We start from the raw sequence: 22,879 nt of genomic DNA, 5'->3' as shown, positions 1-22,879 counted from the left end.
ACATCGAAATATCCGATGTGAATAGCGGTTTTCTTTATTACTTTACTTGCGCTTTCATTTCTTTGAACTCTTTTTCAGAGCAAAGCACGAAATGTCCAGGTGTTATTTCACGGAAATCCACTTTTTCATCGGGTCCGTAATTATGTTGGTTAGGGTCGTACGGTTGTCTTACCCGTGACCGTTCATAAATCGGATCCGGAAGCGGAATTGCGGATAATAACGATTTCGTGTACGGATGTAGTGGATTTCTATATAATTCATCAGCAGGAGCCATTTCAACAAGCTTTCCGAAATACATGACGCCAATGCGATCTGAGATGTATTTTACCATTGATAAATCATGTGCGATGAATAAATACGTCAATCCCTTTTCTTTCTGCAAGTCTTTCAGCAAATTGACGACTTGGGCTTGAATGGAAACGTCAAGCGCGGAAATCGGTTCGTCGGCGATAATGAATTCTGGATTGACGGCAAGCGCCCGCGCAATCCCGATCCGTTGCCGCTGACCTCCCGAAAATTCATGCGGGTAACGATCAGCGTGCTCCTTATTCAATCCGACTGTTTCCAGCAACTCTACAACTTTTTGCTTTCGCTCTTTCGGGTTTTTCGCCAAACCGTGAACATCCAGTCCTTCAGCAATAATATCGAGGACTTTCATTCGCGGGTTCAAGGATGCATATGGGTCTTGGAAAATCATTTGCATCTTCTGATTCAGAGCCTTCACTTCGGATTTAGATTTATTGGCATGTACACTAACTCCATCATAAAGAACCTCTCCGTCAGTCGCATCGTAAAGCCGAATGATTGTCCTACCAGTCGTCGACTTTCCACATCCCGACTCACCTACTAAACCGAATGTCTCCCCCCGATAAATATCAAAGCTGATATTATCAATCGCACGAACTTCGGAAGGCTTCCCGGCATTAAAATATTGTTTTAAGTTTTTCACTTCAAGCAATTTTTTTGCCATCATGCATTACCTCCATTCGATTGCTCATAATATCTGCTTCCACGGAATGTCTTCATCCGTTCGATAATTGTTTTTGGTGGATCAACTTGTGGTGCATTCGGATGCAGTAGCCAAGTTGCGGCATAATGGGTATCGCTCACTTTAAACATCGGCGGTGCTTGCTCCAAATCGATTTTCAAAGCATATTCACTCCTCAACGCGAATGCGTCTCCAACAGGAGGGTTTAACAGATCTGGCGGAGTGCCGGGAATCGCATACAGCTTTTCCTCATTCAAATCCATGGATGGCATCGAGCTGAGAAGCCCCCATGTATATGGATGCTGCGGGTTGTAGAAGATTTCATCCACTGTTCCCACTTCCACAATCCGACCGCCATACATGACAGCGACACGGTCTGCTACGTTTGCAACAACACCGAGGTCATGTGTGATAAAAATGATCGACGTATCTACTTTTTTCTGGATATCCTTCATAAGTTCAAGAATTTGCGCTTGGATTGTTACATCAAGTGCAGTAGTAGGTTCATCGGCAATCAATACTTTCGGGTTACAAGCTAGCGCAATCGCAATGACAATCCTCTGTCTCTGTCCGCCAGAAAACTGATGTGGATACATTTTTATCCGGGTTTCCGGATTTGGTATACCTACCATGCGCAATAAATCGATACAGACTTCCTTCGCTTTTGCCTTGCTAACTTTTTGGTGTTTTAAAATTGGCTCCATTACCTGCTTGCCGATTGTCATCGTCGGATTTAATGAAGTCATTGGATCTTGGAAAATCATTGAAATCTCTTTCCCTCTAATTTTCTGCATTTGCCTGTCGGAAAGTTTCGTCAAGTCATTTCCATTAAAAAGAATTTCACCATTTTTAAATTCAGAGCTCGACTCTGGCAATAAACGCATAATCGATTTTGTTGTCACCGATTTCCCGGATCCTGACTCACCGACAATCGCCAATGTCTCTCCTTTATTCAAATCAAAGCTGACTCCGCGGATTGCTTTCACTTCACCGGCAAACGTGTGGAAGGAAAGCTCCAAGTCTTTTACTTGCAATATTTTTTCCATCTTGGCTTTCCTCCAATCAATCTTTCATTTTCGGGTCAAGCGCATCACGCAGTCCGTCACCGATCAAGTTAAATGCAATCATCAAGACACTGATAATTACAGCCGGGAACAAAAGGAAATACGGCTGATGTTCCATCACTTTAAAGCCATCATTGATTAGCGTACCTAATGATGCGGCAGGCGGTTGCAGCCCTAGTCCGATAAAGCTTAAGAATGCCTCAAAGAAAATAGCAGTCGGAATCGTGAACATCGTGTTAATGATGATGATGCCCATAATATTTGGCATTAAATGTTTGCCAATGATTCGCTTATCACTTGCTCCCAACGTACGGGACGCTAGTACAAATTCTTGACCTTTATATTTCAATATTTGGGCGCGCACGATACGGGACATGCCGATCCATCCTGTAATGGAAATCGCAATGATAATGGCGGTTAATCCCGCCTCCATAATCATTAGCATCAAAATAACGATAATCAGTGTCGGGATACCAATCAAAATTTCGACAATCCGCTGCATAATATCATCGACACGGCCGCCGAAATACCCCGATATTCCTCCATAAAGGACGCCGATGACTACATCGATTGCCGCAGCAACGAATGCGATCAATAAGGAAATCTGTGTTCCTTCCCAAACACGGGTGAATAAGTCACGGCCAAGTCCATCGGTTCCGAACCAGTAATACTCGTCCACTTTCTTAATTTCATATAAGTTTACTTTCTCGCCGCCCAATTGACCCATACCATCAAATATCCCCAATTTCTCAAGTCCAGGAATTTTTGGTGGCAAGTTGGCGTGGCGTAAAACTTGTTGCTCGCCATCATGTCCATTTAGATGCGGTCCTATCAATGCCATAACGATTAGTAACACAAGGATAAACATGCTAACGATTGCAGCTTTGTTTTTGCGCAATCTTAACCATGCATCTTGCCAAAAACTTAAACTCGGTTTAGTAATACGTTCGGCGTTACTGCTATCAATCGTAATACGCTCGAATTTTTCCGGCGGCAATTGTTGAAGTTCTTCTTTTCTCATTACCCTTTACCTCCAGACAAACGGATTCGCGGATCAATGATTCCGTACAGAAGGTCTACAATGAAGATAATAATAATCAACAATGCAGAGAAGAATAGTGTCGTACCCATGATCGTTGCAAAGTCATTCGTCATGATGGAAGATACGAACTGCTCCCCGATTCCCGGAATCGCAAAGATCTGTTCTACAACAAGGGAACCCGTGACTATTCCAGCTGCTACCGGTCCTAATACAGTAACGAGAGGGATGAGCGCGTTTCGTAAAGCATGTTTGAATGCGATTTCAAAACCGTTGGCGCCTTTCGCTTTTGCTAATGTTATATAGTCGGAGCTCAATACTTCGATCATTTCAGTACGTATGAAACGTGCAGATAGTGCAAGCGGCCCCATTGCCAATGCGATGGATGGTAGAATACTTGACTTCCATCCGTCATCCCAAAGACCAACCGGTAATAGATGCCACTGAGTAGCGACCCAATATTGCAATAATGCGGCGAATACGAATGAAGGTATTGATACCCCTAATATTGCTAGAAATGTACTTCCATAATCCCATATCGTATTCTGCTTTAAGGCGGCGAGCATTCCTAACAGAATTCCTACAATCGTACCGAACACCATCGCCTGCGCCCCTAAAATAAATGAAGGCTTCACCCTTGACGCCAACAGGTCGTTAACGCTTTTCCCTTTAAAGACGAAAGATGTGCCTAAATCCCCTTTAGCAAGGTTTTTCATATAAATGGCGTACTGAACCGGTTTCGGTTTATCGATGCCATACTTCTTTTCCACAATCGCCCGTTGAGTTTCATTTAGCTTGTTATAAGAAGCGATCGGTGAACCTGGTAGCGTTTGCATTAAGAAAAACGTTGCAGTTGCAATCAGGAACATCGTCAGGAACATGTAAACAAGCCGTTTTCCAATATACTTAACCACGTTGCACACCTCCAAAGTACGTGAGTTTGATTTATGTCAAATTGAATAATCAATTTCTTTTCAAAATGAAAACACTTACAAACTTTCACTTTATTACCTTTTAGTAAAAAGAGAGTATATGGATTTTCCGCCATATACTCTCTTTGTTATTAAACTGTCAAAGCTTACTTACTCTTTACCAGAGATATAAGCCCATTTGTAGCTATGATCAGCTCCGAAAGGATGAACTCCAAGTCCTTTGAAGTACGGTTTTTGAAGTTGAATCAAACCACGTTGGTAGATCGGTGCGATAGCTGCTTCATCCTCAAGTAGGATTTTTTCAGCTTTCGCGAATGCTTCGTAACGTGCTGTAGGATCTAATGCAAGCTCATCTTTAGTAGCTTCGATCAACTCATCGTATTCTTTATTAGAGAATGACATCAAGTTGTTAGTTCCATTTGTGACGAACAAATCCATGAAGGAAATCGGGTCTTGGAAGTCAGGGCCCCAACCAGAAACTTGGATATCATAGTCTTGGTTTCCATCAAGCTCCAAACGTACTGCGAACGGTACTTCTTTCAACTTGATTTTCAATCCTTCTAGGTTGCCTTCAAGTTGTGCTTTGAAATACTCGTTCATTTTCTTGGAAAGTTCAGTGTCTCCACCTAGGATTTCAAGTTCCATTTCAGTTACACCTAGCTCATCCAAACCTTTTGCCCAATATTCTTTAGCTTCTTCCACATTGTATACAAGGTGATCTCCGCTAATGTCACGGAAGTCTGTTCCGCTTTCATCATATGCAAAGTCTCTTGGTACTAAGAAGTTTGCAGCAGTTGATCCGTTTGCAAGAACAACGTCAGCCAAATCTTCTTTTTCAAAAGCTTTTGCAAGCGCTTTACGGATATTCACGTTTGCAAGAGGTGTTTTTTCACCATTGCGCTCTTGGTTGAATTTGAAGTAGAACACAGCAGTGTCCGACTCATTTACGGCTTCTTCATGAGTTCCATATTGAAGAGCTAAGTCTCCTGAAACTCCTGCACGGTCTTTCTTTCCGTCGTTGTAAAGCTTAACTGCAGTTGCAGAATCTTTAACTACGTCTACATTGATAGTTTCAAGTTTTACATTTTCCGCATCCCAATAATGTTCGTTCTTTTTGTATACCCAGCTATCCCCAGTTCCATCCCACTCAGTAAGAATGAACGGACCGTTGTAAAGAAGGTTATCTGAGTTCGTTGCGTACGCATCGCCTTTAGAAGTTACAAACTCTTCTTTTTGCGGATAGAAAGTTCCGAACGACATGAGTGATAGGAAGTATGGCACTGGACGTTCCAATGTAACGACCAATGTCTTGTCGTCTTCAGCAACTACGCCAAGTTCCGACTTGTCCATTTTCTCTTCACTGATTGCTGTTGCATTTTTGATAACTCCAGACATCATGAACGGACCATAAGGTGATCCAGTTGCAGGATCGATTGCACGTTGCCATGCAAATACGAAATCATGCGCTGTTACAGGTGTTCCATCAGACCAGTTTGCATCACGAAGCTTGAATGTGTACGTAAGACCATCCTCACTCACTTCTGCTTCCTCTGCTGCCATTGCCGGTTCAGCAATGTTTTCAAGGTTCAAGCGGTACAAACCTTCATTAACGTTGTTCAATACATTAAATCCTACTGCATCTTCCACGATTGCGGAGTCAACAGATGGGATTGCTGCAGTTTCGATCAAGTTTACAACTTGTTCTGCATCCGGTTCGCCGGCTTCTTCTGTTTTTTGTTCTGTTGCTTTGTCGTCTTCTTTGTTAGGTGCAGCAGTTTTGTCTTCGTCCTTGTCCTTGCCACCGCAAGCAGCAAGCACGACGCTTAGCACTAATGATAAAGCGACAAGCAAAAGCCATTTGTTTGTTTTCAAAGCATTGACCTCCCTTTTGTAATTGTCTGAAAGAATTATCACTTTTTATTATACATTCAAAACATCTTAAGTCAAAGACTTTTTTTATGTTTTTTTCTGAAAGAACATAATTATTAAAGAAACAAAAGTCCGATTATTCTACTTATATACTCGCAAAACCATATAATCATTGACTTTTGCTCAAATTGCATTCTTCAATCAAATGATATAATATACATAAATAATAAATAATATAAACGATATAAGAGAGGTTAGAATATGAAGAAAATTGCGTTGAACATTATTGTAAACCAATTATTAATTTTGCTATTTGTTTTAATCTTCTATAAGAAACATACAATTCTAGATTATATTAACGTTTCTTTCTATATAGGAGCATCCTATCTCTTCATTGGAATCCTCGTATTAATTTTACAATCTGGGTTTTTCGATTTCTTTTCTACTAGTATGAAAAAGGTGCTTTACCGGAAACATGTTCAAAGTGAAATAACAACGATGCGACCACCTTCTGAAGTTGTGACGATGAAAGCATCTTTCTTCTTCCGTTCCGGTTTGCCAATCATCTTCTTCATGCTCGTTGCTTTATTCTTCTACTCAGCTTGATCCTTCTATGGTGTTTATAAGGAAGGAAAGAGTGGTACGAGATAGGTAAGTGGAATATTATTAGAATGGAGCTGATACCCGGATGGAGATTCTCCTCTATATAAGTGCAATCATCGCGGCTTTATCTTTATTATTAATCGCCATTTTTGTCATTGTCGCTTTACGGAATGCGAAAAAGACGATGACAGAAGTATCAGATACGATTGCCAGAATGGAAAATAAGTTAGGCGGCATCACAACAAAGTCGAATGAGTTGATGGAAAGGACCAATCGCATAGCCGCAGATGTAGAAAGCAAGATCCAACGATTGGAAAGCATTTCGCAATCAGCTCAACATATTGGACAATCAACGGAAAATCTCAATCGTTCATTCCAGTCAATCTCTCATCAAATTGCCACTCCCGAACCGAAACAACGTGAACTAATGGAGAAATTGACGATTTTGACTGAAACGGCTTCCCGAATGTACTTCAAATTCAAATCAGTAAAGCGAAAGCAAGACCCTTTCGTTCAGCAAGAGCTGAACCAACTCCCTTCTCCACAGAAAGTTAAGTAAACTTATATGCAGAGGTGATTCATATGGATTGGCTCGGGATCGGAGTTCTCATCATCGGTATAGCGTTTGCTTTTCTCACTTTGTTATTAATCAAACCATTACGTAAATTGACCGATACATTGGATGGGGTTAGACAGACAACAGATCGCCTGCCGCTATTGGTTGATGATTTGTCGAAACATACTACAGAAGTGATGCAATCGAGCAATGAAACGATTGCCAATGTCAATAATCAAGTGAAAGAGGTCAGTCCACTTTTCCATATTATCGGGGATACTGGCGAGGCGACAAGAAAACTGACACTTGCCGCACTGGAAAAAACAAATGAGATAAAGACGAATACAAGCCATGCTTCCGATTTCACGAAACGCGAAAAATATGAAGGCATATACGGCATTCTGTCATTCATCTTCTATCTTTCCCAACGGAAAACTAAATGAAAGAAATGAAAGAAAGGTCAGATGCTCGAAAATAACAAGTAAAAGCGATGGAGGACAATTATTCCTCCATCGCTTTTACTTTTCATTGCTCATGTAATTGCTCTCCATGGCAGCTTCTTTTGCTTCCTCTTTCATCCGGTCGATGTCAAAAGCCCGTTGTTCACCAGATGCATATAATTTAGAATGTCGCTTTAAAAATCCCCTCTTCTTTTCCTTGCCACTATTTACTGCATATAATGCAAGCGCAGCTGATCCATAAAGACCGCCAAGGCGCTTATTGCGCGTCTCTTCATCAACCGACTCCGTCTTCCTTATGATTGTCCCTGCAATATCATTGACGGATGAAGCAAGCTTTCTCGTCGATTCTCCGACATCTCCCACGATATGAAAGAGTGGTGTAAGCGTGCCTAACTTTTCATTCACGTCGGCTAACGTATCATTGGAATTTTGAATGATCTGTCCAGTTTCATTCAATACGTCATCTAATTGGTCTGGCAATTGCTCTACGGTTCGGCCTACACCATTTAAAATTGCTGCCATATTATTAAGCACTCGGGCAAGAAAGATAGAAAGAATTAAAAATCCTATCCCTATTAATAAGACACCAATTCCAGACAAACTCATTGCTCCCTCTCCTTTCTAAATGTCGGATAGCGCTTTTCCGCGCTTCCATGAATTGAACAAACCCTTTACAAACTCAGCAGTTTGAATAATACGTACAAATGGTTTTGCCCCTCGGGCATCTCCATTACTAGCATAACCTTGCGTCAAAGACTCCAATTCTTCACTTAAAGCATTCGATGCCTTACCTAATTCCTCTGCTGATAAAAACACACTGTCAAGCGATGTGGATTTTTCCTCCATGTCGGATATTGTCCTGCCGGTCTCATCCAACATTCCCTCAAGCGCTTGAATGGTTCCATCCAATTTAGACTCCATTTGCACTGCTGTCGTTCGTACTACTTCAATATTAGATGAAGCACGAAGGAGCAATTTAGATAGTGCAACCGCAAAAATGGCGAAAGAAATCGCCATCATGAATACTCCGATTGGAACTAACATCGATTCATCCCTCCCTATCCGTCTATACCACTGAATGAGAATTCGTAAGCATCCTTATAATAGATAAAACCCGATTCCGATAATGACATAAGCAGCCAATAATGTTAGACCTTCAAACCAATTCGACTCGCCGTCGTTTGAGAGGTTGATGACGAGGAATGTTGCAGTAATCATCGCTACAAGCTCCGGTATTGTAAAGACGAGCGGCATTGATTCAGGCATCATTAGCGATAACAAAACAAGTACTGGAGCTACGAACATCGCTACTTGCAATGTTGAGCCGACCGCGATTTCCACGGCTACATCCATCCTGTTCTTCATAGCCATCGTAATAGCGGAAAAATGCTCGGCAGCATTTCCGACAATAGCCACAATGATGACACCGATAAATAACTCTGACCAACCGAACTTATCACCGAGCGTCTCAAATGTATGTACAAGCTGCTCAGAGACGTAAGCAACTGCAATCGTCGATAGTAGCAATATGATTATTGACTTCTTTTTTGTCCATTCGGGTACTTCTTCCTCTTTCTTGTCTGTATCAGCAGATGAGAAAACACCCCGGTGCGTTACAAGCTTGAAAAACAAGCCAGCAAGATACAAAGTGATCAATATGATGGAAATGCCTATACTTAACGTGACAGTATCAGCCTGATCCAACGTCTGCGAAAAAATTTCCGGGATGACAAATGCGACAATAACTGCAAATATTAATAAACCTGAATTATATCTCGCATCATGAATACTGAAATTTTGTGTTTTGTATTTTATCCCCCCAGCAAAGAACGAGACGCCCAAAACAAGCAACAAATTCCCTAGAACTGATCCAGTTAAGGAAGCGAGAACTATCCCAATTAACCCGGCTTTCAAAGTGAAAAACGAAATGATCAACTCGACAGCATTTCCGAAAGTGGCATTTAATAAGCCGCCGACCCTCGGACCGCTTACAATCGCCAGGCTTTCAGTTGCTCTCCCAATGAAACCCGCGAGCGCAATTATGCTGACACAACTTATGATGAAAATCGGAATATCCGGCCAATCCATCACCGAACCAATGATGATCAGCGGAACGCCAATGAATACAAGCAATGTAAATATACGATTCACGGTATTCACTTCCCTTCAATGAAATTCCCCCATATGTTTCCCTGTAATCGGCTGAAACAAACAGGATTCTTTCCGATGAATTTCGACTTGGAATATATTTTCATTGATACTTTCAGAAGAAAAGTGTACTATATATACATGAGCTGCATTGTTCGTATACACATTAAGTTTTAACCTTTAAGCTGTAAAAGGGAGTTTTATATCGAGGCTGGAATGGTATGCCTGATTCATTACTAATCAGGACGGACAGGATCGCTTCTGCGAACACCCACTTTGAGGAGTGGTGGTTTAAAACTTTCTATGATTCGATACGGCAAAGGCGGCTTTTCTTTTACATAGTTATCACTAATAAACACCAACCTTTATGGTTGGTGTTTTTTTCATTCCCCGGAAAAACGGATATTTTTTTGAACAGAGGACATCATACATCATGTAAGTGAATGCATTTCACTTAACAAAAAACAATTTAAAGGAGATGTCTCACACAATGAATAATCGTCAAAACGATCGCAACAATCGCAATAACGACAGGAACAACAACAACAACAACAATAACGACAATAACAGAAACAGGAACACAGAATTTGCCGATGATTTCTTCGGGCAAAACAACAACAACAACAACAACAGAAACGACAGAAACGACAGAAACAACAACAACAACAACAACAACAACGATAACGACAGAAACAACCGCAATAACCGTAACGACAACCGATAATAACAAAAAGAGACCCCATCGCTTATTATGCGCGATGGGGGTCTTTTTATTAATTCGCAAATAGTCAGTAAAGCAGTATGTGTTGCATATGTTAAAGCATTTTCAACAACGCTTCTTCTCCACGCATTCCAGCATGGATTCCAAGCGTCTCAGCTTCCAACGTAACGCATTCTAATGGCGCTTTCAACAACTGTTCAATCGTCTTTACGCCGACCGCCCTGCCAGCCACTATTTTCCGATCTGCCAAGACATTATTCAACAGTCCGACATCCAAAGCTCCGCACATAATATATCCTTTATCATTGGACACTGTCAATAAGGTCGTTTTTGGCAATTGAACAGTTACCGCGGTAAATGTATATCCTCCAATGAGTATCGGTGTCAATGTTACCAAGCCAATCTCCCCTTTCCACTCTATACATATGGACTTTCATACATAATTGTGCCCTTCCATATCCATTCATTATCACTGCTATAATAGTACTAATAGATAACGAATGACTAGAGGAAGTGATGCAAAGTGTTAGATGAAGAGAAAGAAGAACATAAAGATAATACGGAACACAGGCACTTCGAGGATATAAGCGAGGAAGAAATGCATGAACTGGTGCTGCAAGCGCAACGGGAAGCGTTATTGAAACAGCAGGAAGAAACGGAACCAAAGAAAAAAATACCGAGATGGTTCATCTGGCTTTTGTCTTTGACGTTATTCGTCAGTACATTTGCCGGCCTCTTTCAAGTATTCTCGATACCCGCACTCGATTTTCTTATGACTTCAGCTTCATTGTCGAAGCAAAAAAATATCGCTGAATATAAAAAATCTGTCGTCGTTGTAGTAACGGAAGATGGGAAAGGAACAGGCTTCTCGGTCTCCAATGATGGACTTATCCTCACCAACTATCATGTCGTAGAGGATAACCAAGCCATTTCAGTTGTCTTCCCGGTAGAAGGCCGATATGAGGCAACTGTCAAAGAAACGTTTCCTTCTATTGATATGGCTGTTCTCGAAATCAATGGAGACAGTTTCCCTTCTCTTCCTATCGATCATGCCGTGAATTTAGAAATGGATGACCCAATTACATTTATCGGAAATCCGCTTAGCTTCAAAGGAATCGCCAATGAAGGCTCCATATTGGCACCAATCAAGCTTTCCGGTTGGACTGATGAAGTGATGATGATTAAAGCGCCTGTATACCGAGGAAATAGCGGCAGCCCTGTACTTAACGAAGATGGAAAAGTCATCGGAATTATTTTCGCTACAATGGATCATGAGGAACACGGAAAAGTCGGTTTGTTCATCCCGACATCATTGCTGAACGAGTATCAGACTTCCGAAATTAATACCCGGGAATGAACATCCATTTCCGGGCATTTTTCATTCTTCTATAATTTCCTTCATGAGCCGCCCATCCGTTTCACCTAAATTGAGTCCTAAAAGCCTTGCAAATGTCGGTCCTTCATCGACCAAACTCATATTTGGAATATCCACATCAGGAATTATCCCATTTCCTTTCGCAATAAAAACAGTCCGATAGTCCGGTTTTAGCGGCGAATACCCGTGTACGGCTTTTGAATATTTGCCAGCTACGAAATCTTCATCTGCAATCTCGACAATCGCTCCCCCATCAAGCTCTTCTGTAAAATAAAAACCTACACGTGCTTCTAACATAAAAGCAGCTTCGATATCGGCTCCTGACTCACCTGCTTCCTTTCCCGATAATACAAGCTCTATACCATTGTCTGGATTCCTCAACAGTGAATGCAATAGTGCTTGGATTTTTTCTTTGGATTGTCTATCATCTGGATGCTTCAAATAAATGTAGGCCGATCCATCGTTGCTTTTGCAATAAGCTTTCCAGCTTTTCACCTGCCCTTTTTCATTCACTTGAATGAGCCCACTTTCTCTCAATAAAACATTTAACTTGATCACCCTCGATACATCGAGGGAACTATGATCACCAAGAGCGATGATGGTCGATTTCTCTGCGATTCCGCTTTCATCCAATGCCTTTAGGATGTCGCCCAATCTTTTGTCATGTCTTCGCAAAGCATCATCTGCCTCCTTTGAAGCAAAACCATGGGTATGCCTTTGAGAATCAAGGTCAACTAAATGGATGAGCATCAAATCCGGTTTTTTCACTTTGATCGTATGTACAGCAGTGGCCGTCACAAAATCATCTAGCCAAGGTTGCTGAATCCCCTTTCGCAAATGTCCAAGCCTCTGATTCATGTCAATCGTATAAAGCAAACTGCCGTTGGTTAGCGAGACTGCAACTTGGGAATGCCAAGGACGGTTGGCGAAGATTTCAGGTATGTGATAATCAATCTTTGCCCTGGCAGTGACCGGCCATAACAAAGCCGCCGTTTTCATTCCCGCCTTCTTCGCTTCATCATATAATGTCGTCCCTTTAATATATCGCCTTTTCCAATACCAATCCGGCGATGCTTTCCCCGGTTGCAGCAATGTGTTCGTCGTAATTCGATGTTTAATCGGGTAATTTCCCGTTATTATCGATGTATGGCAAGAGTAAGTGACAGAAGGATTAATCGTTTTGACTTGCTTGCAAATGGCTGCACCATGTAAAAGCTTCTGGAAGTTTGGCAACGATTCAAGCATAGGCATATCCAATGAGGATAAACAGTCGAAAGAAATTACTATTAGATGATCAGTCAGACGCTTCATAATAACTTACACCCCTTTTTGTCATTTTATCACTTCCAATGCTCATTCAGGAAAGCATGGATTCATTAGTTTAGTGGAACGATACAAATACGGAGGTGAGAGAATGACTCAGAAAATTTTATGTGAAGTGAATAACTGCACGTATTGGGGAGACGGCAATAAGTGTCACGCCGATGTCATTTACGTCGTCAGCCAAACCGGCGATCAGGCAGCCGATAGTGAAGACACCGATTGCAAAACGTTTAAACCAGAGGAGTAATTGACTAACCGGGAAGAATGCATGGTCAAATTTGATCTGCATTCTTCCTAACGTTAACAAACGTTTATTTATTTGCCATCAACTTATTTTATACTTATACTTGTACAGAGTTTATTTTTGCATATTAACGGAGGTTTATGGATTGAAGAAATTACTATCAGCGTTACTTGCCTTGACGATAGTCATGTCACCAATCGGCAGCTTTATACTGAATGATCATGCTACTACGGTTGAAGCGAAAAGATATAAGTCTGGCAAGAAAAGTTTTAACCCGAATCAGAACAACTTCACTAAACCTAAAGTGGATAAGAAGCAAGAAGACAATACTTCATTTGCTAAACCTACTAAAAACCAATCTTCAAAAGGTGGTTTCTTCTCAGGTGGTCTCATGCGCGGTTTATTCATCGGAGGGATTGCAGGTCTTCTCTTCGGAAGCCTTTTTGCCAATATGGGAATATTAGGTTCAGTTTTAGGTTTTCTGATCAATATGTTGGCCATCATCTTCATTATTAGTATAATTCGAAGGATTTTCTCTCTTCTAAAAGCAAAAAAAGAAAAAGAGGATGCTAATCCATGGCGGAATTAATGATGTCCGAGCAGGATATTGTAAATGCAATATGCATTGATTATTCCCAAAAACACAACATTCTCCCGGGAGAAATCGAAGTAGAGCTTGTCTACGACGATGAAGAAGGCTTTTTTGCTGAGATTGCTCATCGTGGTCATAAACAAGTCCTTGGTTCTTTTGACATGATTCAAGCCATCCGTTATTGGATTGGAGAAACACTGAACGAAGATCCTTATGCTGCAGGGATCAAATTGTTATTAGATAGAGAAGAAGGTATAATTGCAACAATTCAATGATCACAAATAATTGGCCAGGTGGGATAGTTACCCGCCCGGCCTTTTTTGTAGGTCACTCGCTAGCTGTCTATCAATCAATTCATATTTCACTTCCGAATTATTTTTGATTAATAGTTCTTCGTGTACATAGTCTCCTGTCCGTTTATCGACAGTCCACCTCCAAATCTCATTTTGTCTAAAGGTCTTTCCATCTTTCTTATAAAATTGGTGTGCCCTTTCTTCGATATGATAACTGTTTGTAATTTCCTCGTTTGAAGCACCTTTCAAATGACGGTCCGTCACCCATACACGAATTTGAAAAGCATATTCAGTTGTGTTCTTGAAACGGAAGTCTACGTAATTATAAAAAACGCTCGCCCCACTGCCAAAAGGAAGCACCCTTCCCTCGTCCGGAAATGGATCAAAGCTATGATGATGTCTTTCCACTACAGTCATCGGCGTATGGAGCACCATCCAATATAGAAGGTTTGCTAACTGACAAATACCGCCACCCACACCTGTCTTCACTTCTCCCCTTGAAAGCTGCATTCCATCAATATACCCTTTTTTCCTTGTAGCCCTACCGACCAATCCCCAAAATGAAAAAATTTCTTTCGGTTGAATAATGATTCCATCGATTCTTTTTGCTGCTAGAGTGAGATTCACGATTTTATTTTCCTGTAGCACCGGATCGCTATCTCCTAGCTTCCTACGCAATAACGATTGATGTTTTTTACATGTAAAGATGAAATTCGTTTCAGATTTCCTCTTTGCAAAACGTTTTCTTTCCCACAATTTTTTTATAAAACGAAAAAATCTCTTTTGCTCAATTCGAACGTAATAAAAAAACGGATGAATCTCTGACAACCTCACTTTTTTCTCCCCTTGCTCTTAATGACCACTTCTCTACTTTATTCATCTTACGCTTGTTTTTATCCTGCTCAACCGTAAATTATATTTTAAGAAAGTGCTCTTTTCATATCGCTTGAATGATAATATATAGATGAACATTCAGAAAAATTAGATTCACTCAAGGAGCTGAACAAATAATGAATAAACGAAGAACCAAAAATCGGTATTCCTTTTTGGCTTGGCTAGTGGCAACAATTATTATATTTATTGCGGTGGTTAACACAATCCCGGGCTTGGTGGCTAACACTTCTAATATCCCGGTTTTGGGAAAGATAATTACAACGGTTGAATTCGGAGAAGAACCAGTTATCAAAAAGGAAAGTGATGAATCTCCGCTAACAGTAGTAAAAACAGAAACTAAAAACGTTTCTGTTTCAGGTAATCCGATTAAGGATTTTTCGTTTGAGAATGGTATAGCTACAGGAGGGCAAATTACCGATAACGTGAATGTAAAATCTATATCTGTCACAAAAGATGGCAACGTTGAGCATCTTAGTATCGGCTTCACACAGAGAGGAGAATTCGACGAACCTCAGCTCGTACCGCCTTTCTTCGAAATTGTGTATCAGAATCGTCCATACACTATGACCTTTTTCATACATGGCGCAAGAGCATTCGATGCGAATGATTTTGAGGATCTTAAAAAAAGTGATTTCGTGGAAGATGCCTATTGGCTCGTTACGCATGATGACTCGTTAATACGATTTGTCGTAGTCTTCAAAGGGCCCGTTTTAATTGAAGGTAAAGAATTTGCAGATCCAGCAAAAATCATATTAAGTATTTCGGAGGATGAGCATACGGATGATACGAAGCGGTATGCTGTCCGGACCGCCCCTTATTTGTTTGGTGGCAAAATTGCAAATTTGGAGGGATTTATGCATGAGGAAGAAGGACTACGCATTCTTCGAGAAAATGGCATTCTATTTTCCTCGTTGGAGAGTGAGTTTTATATAGAAATCGGGTCTTTTGATAATAAGGAAGATGCTGAAAAGAGAGCTGTTGAAATCAATGAAAAGTATGGGCCTGAAATTCATGTGTATGTAGAAGCAAAATAATTCTTTAGATTTCCAAACTAAAAACACACGATGAGTTGCTCACGTGTGTTTTTAGTTTGGCATAAAAATATGATTTTAACGCACCAATTTGTTCATATATTCCACTGATACTATTTCCTTTTCAAAATAAGTATACACTTCTTCCAACTGCAGATTTATTTCTTCCAAGTCAGTTGCTTCATTGAAGAGATACTCATAATATATCGATTCCTGACCTGTTTGAATAACAATCCGAAATATTTGAAGAGGTTGCCGCCCAGCGGTATTTTCATCCGACAAAAGAGGCTCTTCCAAATTATAATTTGCCTGGTTCACAAATATCTTTCCTTTAACTTTATTATCTTTCATCATCATTGCAAAATCCTTCAGTTCATTCAAATCTGCTGTTTGCTTCAAGATAATGCCTCCTTTATTGCTTCACTCCTTATTCCATTCCCTATCCCTCGCATTCTATTCATGGATTCGGCTGCCCTAGTCTCTACACAGTCCATTTATGCTTCTGCTCTATAGAAAGGTATCCAGTCTTTCTTATATAACCATGCAATAGTATTTAAGAGATCGGCGGAAATTTTCTTAGGGAAGTATCGCTTGCAATAAAACTGTCTATACGCCCTTTTAAAGTTTTTCCATTGTTGACAGTCCTTCTTCTGTCTAAAACGCGCAACATCAATAATCTTTATTTCATTTTCTGTAGTTATGAAAATATTACGTAAGTGAATATCAGAAGGGTTAAGACCTCTGGCAGTTGCCAATGAAAGTGCGTAATCGATTTCAGAAATATGTGTAGGCTCTATGACTTTCCCTTGGACTATACAATCAAAAAGTGTAAGACCTTCAATGAAATCAATGACGATAAAATTCGCACCTGACGCATAGATGGAAGGATAATGGACAATATGCTGCAGCTTTCCATAGATGATTGCCTCTTCCTTAGCAATATGAGTATAAGTAGGAAAAAACACTTTCATCGCTTTCATTGTCGACTTTATCCTAAACACGAATGCACTCCTTCCTGTTCCGACGTGAAGTAATGATTCATCGTATTTTAATAGTCGTTTGTTGATATTTATCTGTACTGTTCTAGCAAGTTCTTCATAAGTCTTCAAAATTCGGCCTCCAGTATAAAAAATAAAAAACGATATAACCAATTATTGGTCATATCGCCTCAAAAATAGACCTCTCCAAATAATCGGTAAGGTCTCACAAACAACTTGTTGTTGTCAGCAAAGCCGAGGGCAAATGCCCCGAATTGAAGACTTTGTTGTATAGCTCCTTTTAGTGGATTTTAGTATAAATACAATAAGATTCGGAGTCAAATCATGCGACTTCAATCGGTAAAAATGTAATGTAGCAATGGAATACAAGCAGCAAAGCGAGGGTAAAGAAATGTAATTGCAGAAATTGGAAATTATTATTTTATATAAAATGAAAACCTTTTGCCTTGTACGACGTCTATATCTAGTGGAAATGCCCCTTGCTCAGCAGTTCAATAGGTGATATGATACGCGTGCTAAACAATCTCATTATAGATTTTTATAATTAGGCGGTGATACATTTGAAAAGAATAGATATACGGAAGAAAAAGAAAAAAAAGAAATTCGGTGTTGTGATCAGTATTTTCTTAGTCTTGCTCGGAATTGGAGCTTATTACTGGTTTGATCAGTATAATAAAGGATTGGCATTAGCTGAAGATGGTACATTGTCAGACCAAAACGAGGATTTTGGTATATTTGACGGGCCGGAACCCCAATTCGGCGAAATCAATATCATGTTGCTAGGCTCAGATGCGCGAAAAGATGAAGAAGGCCGTTCAGATACGTTGATGATAGCGAATTACAATCAAAAAACCGAAAAGGTGAAACTAATATCGATTATGCGTGATACGTATGTCGATATACCTGGATACGGAATGCATAAAATGAATTCCGCCTATACTCTCGGCGGACCCGAACTCGTACGCCAGACGATCAAGGAAAATTTCAACTTGGATGTACATTATTATGCGATGGTAGATTTCAAAGGCTTTCCTAAAATTGCAGATATTATCGCACCAGATGGTATCGAAGTCGACATTCCATATACAATGTCACATGGAATTTACATGACGCTACATCCCGGAGTGCAAAGGCTGCAAGGTGAGCAACTATTAGGTTATGTCCGTTTCCGGCACGATAGCCAAAACGACTTTGGCCGTGTAGCGCGCCAGCAGGAAGTGCTTTCAAAATTGAAGGAAGAAGCAGTGGGCATGCATAGTCTTATGAATTTACCGAAGCTATTAGGAGCTACAAACGCCTATATCGACACGAATCTGGACAAGATGACAATGCTTTCCATAGGCAAAGGGATTTTGGACAATAAATCCGAAAAAATAGATACACTTCGAATCCCGGTCGACAACTCCTACAGCCCTGAAAGGGTCAATGTTGGTGAAGTCCTTAAAATTGACTTTGATAAGAATAAAGAGGAATTGAATAAGTTCTTGGAAGGTACAACTAAAATAGTGGACAAAAATGATAATGGAATTAAATAAAACGAGGTATCCCGATATTCCCGGGATACCTCGTTTTATTTTGTTGGTCGTTCTGGGAGCTCGTCTTCCCTTCTAAAGAAACCGAAAATCCCGACCGTTTGAACGATATTTGTGAAAGCTTGTGGATCAACTTCGTTAATGATCTTCTCTAGGTCATATAATTCATACCTCGTAATGACCAAATAGAGCATGCTTTTATCTTCCTTCGAATAAGCGCCTTTGGCAGGAACAATTGTGATGCCACGAACCATTTTCTGATGAATCGCCTCTTGCATCTCATCAGCCTTATGAGTGATGATCATTGCCGTCACCTTCTCATGACGGGTATGGATCATGTCGATGACTGAAGTTGTCACATAGAGCGCTACCATCGTATATAACGCATTTTCAGGCTCATATAATACGCCTGCAAGGACAATGATAATTCCATTTAGCAACAAAAAATATGTTCCAATCGGTTTATCCTGCAGTCGAGACAAGACCATCGCTACAATATCCATTCCGCCTGTCGATGCACCAAGCTTCAAAGATATTCCGACGCCTACACCTGCGATCACTCCCCCGAATACAGCATTCAGAATAATATCATTGGAAAGGGAAAGAACCGGCAATATCTCGAGAAAAATTGTCGTAAATACGACCGATACGATGCTGTAAATGGTAAATCCTCTTCCAACTTTGAACCATCCTAAGATAATTACCGGAATGTTGAATAGAAACAGGAGAATACCGGTACTGATTGAGATGCCCAGTTGATCATCCAATATGCTTGAGACTAATTGAGAAGCCCCAGCAAATCCACTTGCATATACATTCGCATTGATCAGGAAAAAGTTCAATGAAATCGCCATCAGTAAAGAACCGAATATGACGACTAAGATTCGTTTAACTTCAATAAAAAACATAAGTACCTCCTCATACAGATATAGCTATTTGATTATACTTCATTGAAATCAAAATTTCCTTCATTGACCATTAAAAAAACACCAGTGGGCTGGTGTTTATGAACTGATTGTCTGTTTTTTATATTCAGTATAGAAGAAGGAAGCAATTCCAAATAAGAAGATGAGGGAAGTAAGTCCGATCAATGCCCCTTGCATGTCAAATCCTTTAATAAGGGATATTGCTGAAATGCTGACGACAGAACCTGTCAACAGCGCCAAAATGATAATGCGAAGCATAAACATTGTCCTCTCCTTCTTTTATGATTGAGAAACATTCTCAAATACATTTTACTTTAAGTGAGAAGATTTATCAATAAAAAATGGGACACCTTAATTATTATGCCACAGTAACACTTACTATGAATTTTTTATTGGTGTTCATAAATTGAGTCTTGTATTTCGTATAGCGAAGTATATAATTCAGATTAGTATGTTGTTCAAATGAATAGAAATGTGGAGAGATTATGCGTACATATAATGAGAAGATCAGCATTTACCATGGGATGGCTTCGACCATTGCATTAAATTTTTCAAACAACTTTTTTCCGATTTTCGCAATAACTATGCTTAGCGCAACCAATTACCAAGTCGGCCTAATCAGTTCGCTGCCGCCACTAATGGCATTGATTATGACGATACCTGCTGCAATTTTATTGAATAGATCGCAAGCACAGAAAAAGCTCGTGGCGCTTTCGGTCTTACTGGCGAGGCTCATGTTCCTGTTCATTATAAGTATTGTCTACTTGCCCTCCCCATCGACGCATGCATGGATCTTTTTAGTCGTTATCGCCATTATGAGTTTGCCGAATACAGTTGCCAATATTGGGTGGCAAACTTTCATTAGCGATCTTGTAGAGGAATCAAGGCGCGGTGCATTTTTCAGCGACCGGAACAGATTGTTGACGATTGTAGGCTTGCTCTCAACACTTGTAATCGGGATTTTAATGAAGGATGCATCCGCTAGCGTGACAGCCTACCAATTATTGTTCGGATTTGCTTTTTGTTTTGGCATGCTCGAAGTATACTTATTAATGAAGCATGAAGAAGAGCCAGTAAAAAATGATGGATCTTCAGTGAAGAAGAAAACGATGGATTGGTCAATTTTCAAGCATAAGAATTATGTGTCTTTCTTGATAGCTGCGCTTTTCTTTAATTTTGCATGGCAGATGGCGTGGGGAGTTTTTAATATTTATCATGTCCGATACGTCGGTGTAACCATTTTCTGGGTCAGCATGTTCGCTGTCGGTAACATGTTGGCGCAGTTCCTCTCCTTCCCCCTTTGGAAAAAATGGGCGGAAAAAAGGTCGAATACTTTGGTCTTTGTATGGGCTGCGGTCGGGATGGCGACGACTCCGTTTCTAACAGTCCTTTCGACAAATTTGTATTATATCGCGATTGTCCAGACTTCATCGGGATTTTTCCTGGCAGGCGTCGTGTTATTACTATTCAACTTGCTGTTGGAACAGTCTCCTGATCATGTAAGGACATATTGCATAACGACTTATAATGTTTTATTGTCGATCATCGCCTTTATAGCGCCTCAAATCGGCATCTGGTTGCTTGAGCAGTGGGATGTTGAAATTGCTATGTATATTAATTCTGCTCTTCGATTGTTGAGTGCTGGATTGTTTTTTATCGTCTATCTCAAATTCACTAGAAAATCCAAATTGATCAATTAGCTTTCAATATAAGATAAGATGTCAAAAAGAGCCCATTCCCTAGGGCTCTCAGCCTGTTGACAAACGCTCGCATCCGTTGTTGCTCGTGTCGCTCGTCCGCTCATGAACTTTAGTTCTATTCGCGTCTTCGCTCCACTTCGCGCCTAGGATGACAAGCGTTTTCAATCAGGCTGAGGGATATGTCTATTAATCGTATTTATCCCTAAAACATTCTAAAAAGATTATCCTCTTAATGGTTGCTGCTTAGTTCCGGTGATTGACAGCCGTAGGAGTAGGCAAGGCAGTAGAATCCATGTTTCTCTAATATTGGCTTGCTCATCGGACTTGCATCAACAGTTAGAAATTGATATCCCTTTTCTTTTGCTTTATTAGCTCGTACAGATAAAAGAGATGTATAAAAGCCCTTGCCTCTATACTCCGGTAAAGTAGAGCCACCCCATAAACTTGCGAATGAAGAATTCTTCTCAAAATAAATCCATGCCGCACTGACGAGTCGGTCATCATCATATATTCCATACAGATATAGAGAATCCGGATCATTTTGCTTGTCTCTCCATAGTCGGTTCCCTAACTCTTCATGGGATTCCTCCCAAATGATATCTATTAAAGATATCATCTCCCTGATCCCCTTCTCATCAACTATTTCCTTCACGTAATTCTTTTCTTCCCGTTGAAGCAATGTATGCGTATCATTAATATCCATGACCATAAGAGATTCTCGAGGTTCAATAGTGAATCCTGCCTGTTCGAGAAGCACTTTCAAATCATTCGGCTTATCATAGCTATACACTTTCCATTCAAACCCTACACCTAGTCGATTGAAATAGTTCAATTCTTCTTGGATGGCTTCGCTTGCATTCTCCTCATTAACATAGGAGGCAATAATGAACCCCCTCTCGCCATGCAATGAGACATGTCGGATTACGTGTTCTGTTTCTTCACGACGATAACCCGGTGTATGCAAATTTTTACGAAGTTCTTTGTCAAAAAGTAATAACAAATCTTGTTTGTCCAAATCTACCCCACCAATTCTATTTCGTTTTTCTCTCTAACTATTATGACTACTCGCTATACTTTACCATTGGAATCTTTGAGATGGAATGTCTTTTAGTATCATATATAATGAAATTCAGTAGAAAGGGGATATGTAAATGGCAGAACATCGTTTTTATCTTAAGGCGGACTGGCCAGGATTACGCAATGATATTGGGACAATCGAAACTTTGAACTTAAAGACGGAAGTGTCGATCCCAACCGAAATGGACGGGCCAGGCATTGGGACAAATCCTGATGAAATGCTGCTTGGCGCAGCTGCAACATGTTATATCATCACGCTTGCCGCGATGATGGATAGAAGCGGAGTAGAAAAGAAGAGCCTGACGATGCAGTCAATCGGCGTGGTGGACTTCACAAATGGCGTTGTTACATATAAAAAGATCATACATAAGCCGGAAATCGTTTTAACCAAAGGTATGGCGGATAAGCGGAATGTTGTAGAGCGATTGACATTGAAAGCGGAAACTTCATGTATGATTAGCAGAGCGTTACAAGGAAATGTTGAAGTGATAGTGGAACCGAGCATTAAATAAC

28 protein-coding genes and 1 other RNA gene are annotated in these 22,879 nt (G+C 40.4%); 12 read left to right on the top strand and 17 right to left on the bottom strand.

The features are described from left to right. Positions 1-37: 37 nt before the first annotated feature. The 5 genes from AB1K89_RS00240 to AB1K89_RS00220 all read right to left on the bottom strand — a co-directional run bounded on the left by AB1K89_RS00240 (position 38) and on the right by AB1K89_RS00220 (position 5,895). Positions 38-970 (bottom strand): ABC transporter ATP-binding protein, encoded by a 933-nt coding sequence (locus tag AB1K89_RS00240; protein ID WP_413052830.1) that lies wholly within the window; start codon positions 968-970, stop codon positions 38-40. Then, positions 970-2,034, bottom strand: a complete 1,065-nt coding sequence (locus AB1K89_RS00235) for an ABC transporter ATP-binding protein (RefSeq protein WP_252503047.1) — start codon at positions 2,032-2,034, stop codon at positions 970-972. Before AB1K89_RS00235 ends, AB1K89_RS00240 begins: the two co-directional genes overlap by 1 nt. A 16-nt stretch (positions 2,035-2,050) precedes the next feature. Beyond that, positions 2,051-3,073 carry an oligopeptide ABC transporter permease gene (gene opp3C / locus AB1K89_RS00230; protein ID WP_413052829.1) on the bottom strand — a complete coding sequence of 341 codons (1,023 nt, stop codon included), beginning with the start codon at positions 3,071-3,073 and terminating at the stop codon, positions 2,051-2,053. Next, positions 3,073-4,005: an oligopeptide ABC transporter permease gene (gene opp3b, locus AB1K89_RS00225; protein WP_413052828.1), complete on the bottom strand. Its 933-nt coding sequence runs from the start codon at positions 4,003-4,005 to the stop codon at positions 3,073-3,075. The genes opp3C and opp3b overlap by 1 nt, the downstream gene beginning before the upstream one ends. A gap of 168 nt (positions 4,006-4,173) precedes the next feature. Continuing rightward, the gene (locus AB1K89_RS00220) at positions 4,174-5,895 is read right to left on the bottom strand and encodes a peptide ABC transporter substrate-binding protein (protein WP_413052827.1); all 1,722 of its coding nucleotides are present in this window, start codon (positions 5,893-5,895) and stop codon (positions 4,174-4,176) included. 258 nt (positions 5,896-6,153) lie between these two features. Here AB1K89_RS00220 and AB1K89_RS00215 point away from each other — a divergent pair, with 258 nt between their 5' ends. From AB1K89_RS00215 to AB1K89_RS00205, 3 genes are all read left to right on the top strand, one after another. Next, positions 6,154-6,498 (top strand): DUF3899 domain-containing protein, encoded by a 345-nt coding sequence (locus tag AB1K89_RS00215; RefSeq protein ID WP_413052826.1) that lies wholly within the window; start codon positions 6,154-6,156, stop codon positions 6,496-6,498. An 82-nt stretch (positions 6,499-6,580) separates the two neighbouring features. After that, on the top strand, positions 6,581-7,054 hold the full coding sequence (locus AB1K89_RS00210; RefSeq protein ID WP_413052825.1) for a DUF948 domain-containing protein: 474 nt from the start codon (positions 6,581-6,583) through the stop codon (positions 7,052-7,054). Between the two features lie 23 nt (positions 7,055-7,077). Further along, a complete protein-coding gene (locus tag AB1K89_RS00205) occupies positions 7,078-7,494 on the top strand; it encodes a DUF948 domain-containing protein (RefSeq protein WP_413052824.1) in 417 nt (138 codons plus the stop codon). Between the two features lie 75 nt (positions 7,495-7,569). Here the strand turns inward: AB1K89_RS00205 and AB1K89_RS00200 are convergent, their stop codons facing one another. Genes AB1K89_RS00200 through cax form a run of 3 tightly spaced genes read right to left on the bottom strand, consistent with a single transcriptional unit; the run spans position 7,570 to position 9,663 of the window. Continuing rightward, a complete protein-coding gene (locus AB1K89_RS00200; RefSeq protein ID WP_413052823.1) occupies positions 7,570-8,118 on the bottom strand; it encodes a DUF948 domain-containing protein in 549 nt (182 codons plus the stop codon). A gap of 15 nt (positions 8,119-8,133) precedes the next feature. Continuing rightward, positions 8,134-8,556 carry a DUF948 domain-containing protein gene (locus tag AB1K89_RS00195; RefSeq protein WP_413052822.1) on the bottom strand — a complete coding sequence of 141 codons (423 nt, stop codon included), beginning with the start codon at positions 8,554-8,556 and terminating at the stop codon, positions 8,134-8,136. 54 nt (positions 8,557-8,610) lie between these two features. After that, a complete protein-coding gene (cax, locus tag AB1K89_RS00190) occupies positions 8,611-9,663 on the bottom strand; it encodes a calcium/proton exchanger (protein WP_413052821.1) in 1,053 nt (350 codons plus the stop codon). 137 nt (positions 9,664-9,800) lie between these two features. Between cax and ssrS the strand changes: the two genes are divergently transcribed. Next, positions 9,801-9,993, top strand: a non-coding RNA gene (gene ssrS / locus AB1K89_RS00185) — 6S RNA. 136 nt (positions 9,994-10,129) lie between these two features. Here the strand turns inward: ssrS and AB1K89_RS00180 are convergent. Both AB1K89_RS00180 and AB1K89_RS00175 read right to left on the bottom strand, forming a co-directional pair. Then, positions 10,130-10,390, bottom strand: a complete 261-nt coding sequence (locus AB1K89_RS00180) for a hypothetical protein (RefSeq protein ID WP_413052820.1) — start codon at positions 10,388-10,390, stop codon at positions 10,130-10,132. A gap of 85 nt (positions 10,391-10,475) precedes the next feature. Next, positions 10,476-10,778 carry a YunC family protein gene (locus tag AB1K89_RS00175; protein ID WP_413052819.1) on the bottom strand — a complete coding sequence of 101 codons (303 nt, stop codon included), beginning with the start codon at positions 10,776-10,778 and terminating at the stop codon, positions 10,476-10,478. Positions 10,779-10,904: 126 nt separating this feature from the next. Between AB1K89_RS00175 and AB1K89_RS00170 the strand changes: the two genes are divergently transcribed. Further along, a complete protein-coding gene (locus AB1K89_RS00170) occupies positions 10,905-11,738 on the top strand; it encodes a S1C family serine protease (protein ID WP_413052818.1) in 834 nt (277 codons plus the stop codon). 21 nt (positions 11,739-11,759) lie between these two features. Here AB1K89_RS00170 and AB1K89_RS00165 read toward each other — a convergent pair whose 3' ends face one another. After that, the gene (locus AB1K89_RS00165) at positions 11,760-13,067 is read right to left on the bottom strand and encodes an alkaline phosphatase family protein (RefSeq protein ID WP_413052817.1); all 1,308 of its coding nucleotides are present in this window, start codon (positions 13,065-13,067) and stop codon (positions 11,760-11,762) included. A gap of 103 nt (positions 13,068-13,170) precedes the next feature. On the opposite strand from AB1K89_RS00165, the gene AB1K89_RS00160 reads away from it, so the two are divergent. From AB1K89_RS00160 to AB1K89_RS00150, 3 genes are all read left to right on the top strand, one after another. Next, positions 13,171-13,326 carry a DUF1540 domain-containing protein gene (locus AB1K89_RS00160; protein ID WP_252503033.1) on the top strand — a complete coding sequence of 52 codons (156 nt, stop codon included), beginning with the start codon at positions 13,171-13,173 and terminating at the stop codon, positions 13,324-13,326. A gap of 142 nt (positions 13,327-13,468) precedes the next feature. Then, the gene (locus AB1K89_RS00155) at positions 13,469-13,912 is read left to right on the top strand and encodes a hypothetical protein (protein ID WP_413052816.1); all 444 of its coding nucleotides are present in this window, start codon (positions 13,469-13,471) and stop codon (positions 13,910-13,912) included. After that, positions 13,900-14,190 (top strand): DUF2653 family protein, encoded by a 291-nt coding sequence (locus tag AB1K89_RS00150; RefSeq protein WP_413052815.1) that lies wholly within the window; start codon positions 13,900-13,902, stop codon positions 14,188-14,190. The genes AB1K89_RS00155 and AB1K89_RS00150 overlap by 13 nt, the downstream gene beginning before the upstream one ends. A gap of 27 nt (positions 14,191-14,217) precedes the next feature. Here the strand turns inward: AB1K89_RS00150 and AB1K89_RS00145 are convergent, their stop codons facing one another. Continuing rightward, positions 14,218-14,856 carry a VanW family protein gene (locus AB1K89_RS00145; protein WP_413052814.1) on the bottom strand — a complete coding sequence of 213 codons (639 nt, stop codon included), beginning with the start codon at positions 14,854-14,856 and terminating at the stop codon, positions 14,218-14,220. A 362-nt stretch (positions 14,857-15,218) separates the two neighbouring features. On the opposite strand from AB1K89_RS00145, the gene AB1K89_RS00140 reads away from it, so the two are divergent. Continuing rightward, the gene (locus tag AB1K89_RS00140) at positions 15,219-16,136 is read left to right on the top strand and encodes a hypothetical protein (RefSeq protein ID WP_413052813.1); all 918 of its coding nucleotides are present in this window, start codon (positions 15,219-15,221) and stop codon (positions 16,134-16,136) included. Between the two features lie 75 nt (positions 16,137-16,211). Here AB1K89_RS00140 and AB1K89_RS00135 read toward each other — a convergent pair whose 3' ends face one another. Then, entirely contained in the window at positions 16,212-16,532 is a 321-nt protein-coding gene (locus AB1K89_RS00135; RefSeq protein ID WP_413052812.1) for a hypothetical protein, read from the bottom strand. 95 nt (positions 16,533-16,627) lie between these two features. Continuing rightward, entirely contained in the window at positions 16,628-17,242 is a 615-nt protein-coding gene (locus AB1K89_RS00130; RefSeq protein ID WP_413052811.1) for a protein kinase family protein, read from the bottom strand. Between the two features lie 449 nt (positions 17,243-17,691). Here AB1K89_RS00130 and AB1K89_RS00125 point away from each other — a divergent pair, with 449 nt between their 5' ends. Next, positions 17,692-18,666, top strand: coding sequence for an LCP family protein (locus AB1K89_RS00125; RefSeq protein WP_413052810.1), 975 nt, complete (start codon positions 17,692-17,694; stop codon positions 18,664-18,666). A 35-nt stretch (positions 18,667-18,701) separates the two neighbouring features. Here the strand turns inward: AB1K89_RS00125 and AB1K89_RS00120 are convergent, their stop codons facing one another. Further along, positions 18,702-19,571: a YitT family protein gene (locus AB1K89_RS00120; protein WP_413052809.1), complete on the bottom strand. Its 870-nt coding sequence runs from the start codon at positions 19,569-19,571 to the stop codon at positions 18,702-18,704. A 96-nt stretch (positions 19,572-19,667) separates the two neighbouring features. Then, a complete protein-coding gene (locus AB1K89_RS00115) occupies positions 19,668-19,853 on the bottom strand; it encodes a hypothetical protein (RefSeq protein WP_413052808.1) in 186 nt (61 codons plus the stop codon). 221 nt (positions 19,854-20,074) lie between these two features. Between AB1K89_RS00115 and AB1K89_RS00110 the strand changes: the two genes are divergently transcribed. After that, positions 20,075-21,289 (top strand): MFS transporter, encoded by a 1,215-nt coding sequence (locus AB1K89_RS00110; RefSeq protein WP_413052807.1) that lies wholly within the window; start codon positions 20,075-20,077, stop codon positions 21,287-21,289. A 229-nt stretch (positions 21,290-21,518) separates the two neighbouring features. Here the strand turns inward: AB1K89_RS00110 and AB1K89_RS00105 are convergent, their stop codons facing one another. Then, positions 21,519-22,304, bottom strand: coding sequence for a GNAT family N-acetyltransferase (locus AB1K89_RS00105; protein ID WP_413052806.1), 786 nt, complete (start codon positions 22,302-22,304; stop codon positions 21,519-21,521). 136 nt (positions 22,305-22,440) lie between these two features. Here AB1K89_RS00105 and AB1K89_RS00100 point away from each other — a divergent pair, with 136 nt between their 5' ends. Beyond that, positions 22,441-22,878, top strand: coding sequence for an OsmC family protein (locus AB1K89_RS00100; protein WP_413052805.1), 438 nt, complete (start codon positions 22,441-22,443; stop codon positions 22,876-22,878). Position 22,879: the final 1 nt, after the last annotated feature.

The organism is Sporosarcina pasadenensis (assembly GCF_047228845.1).
In the GTDB taxonomy this organism is placed as follows: Bacteria; Bacillota; Bacilli; order Bacillales_A; family Planococcaceae; genus Sporosarcina.
The sequence above is the reverse complement of the archived record's forward strand: the minus strand, read 5'-3'. Positions and strand labels throughout refer to the sequence as shown.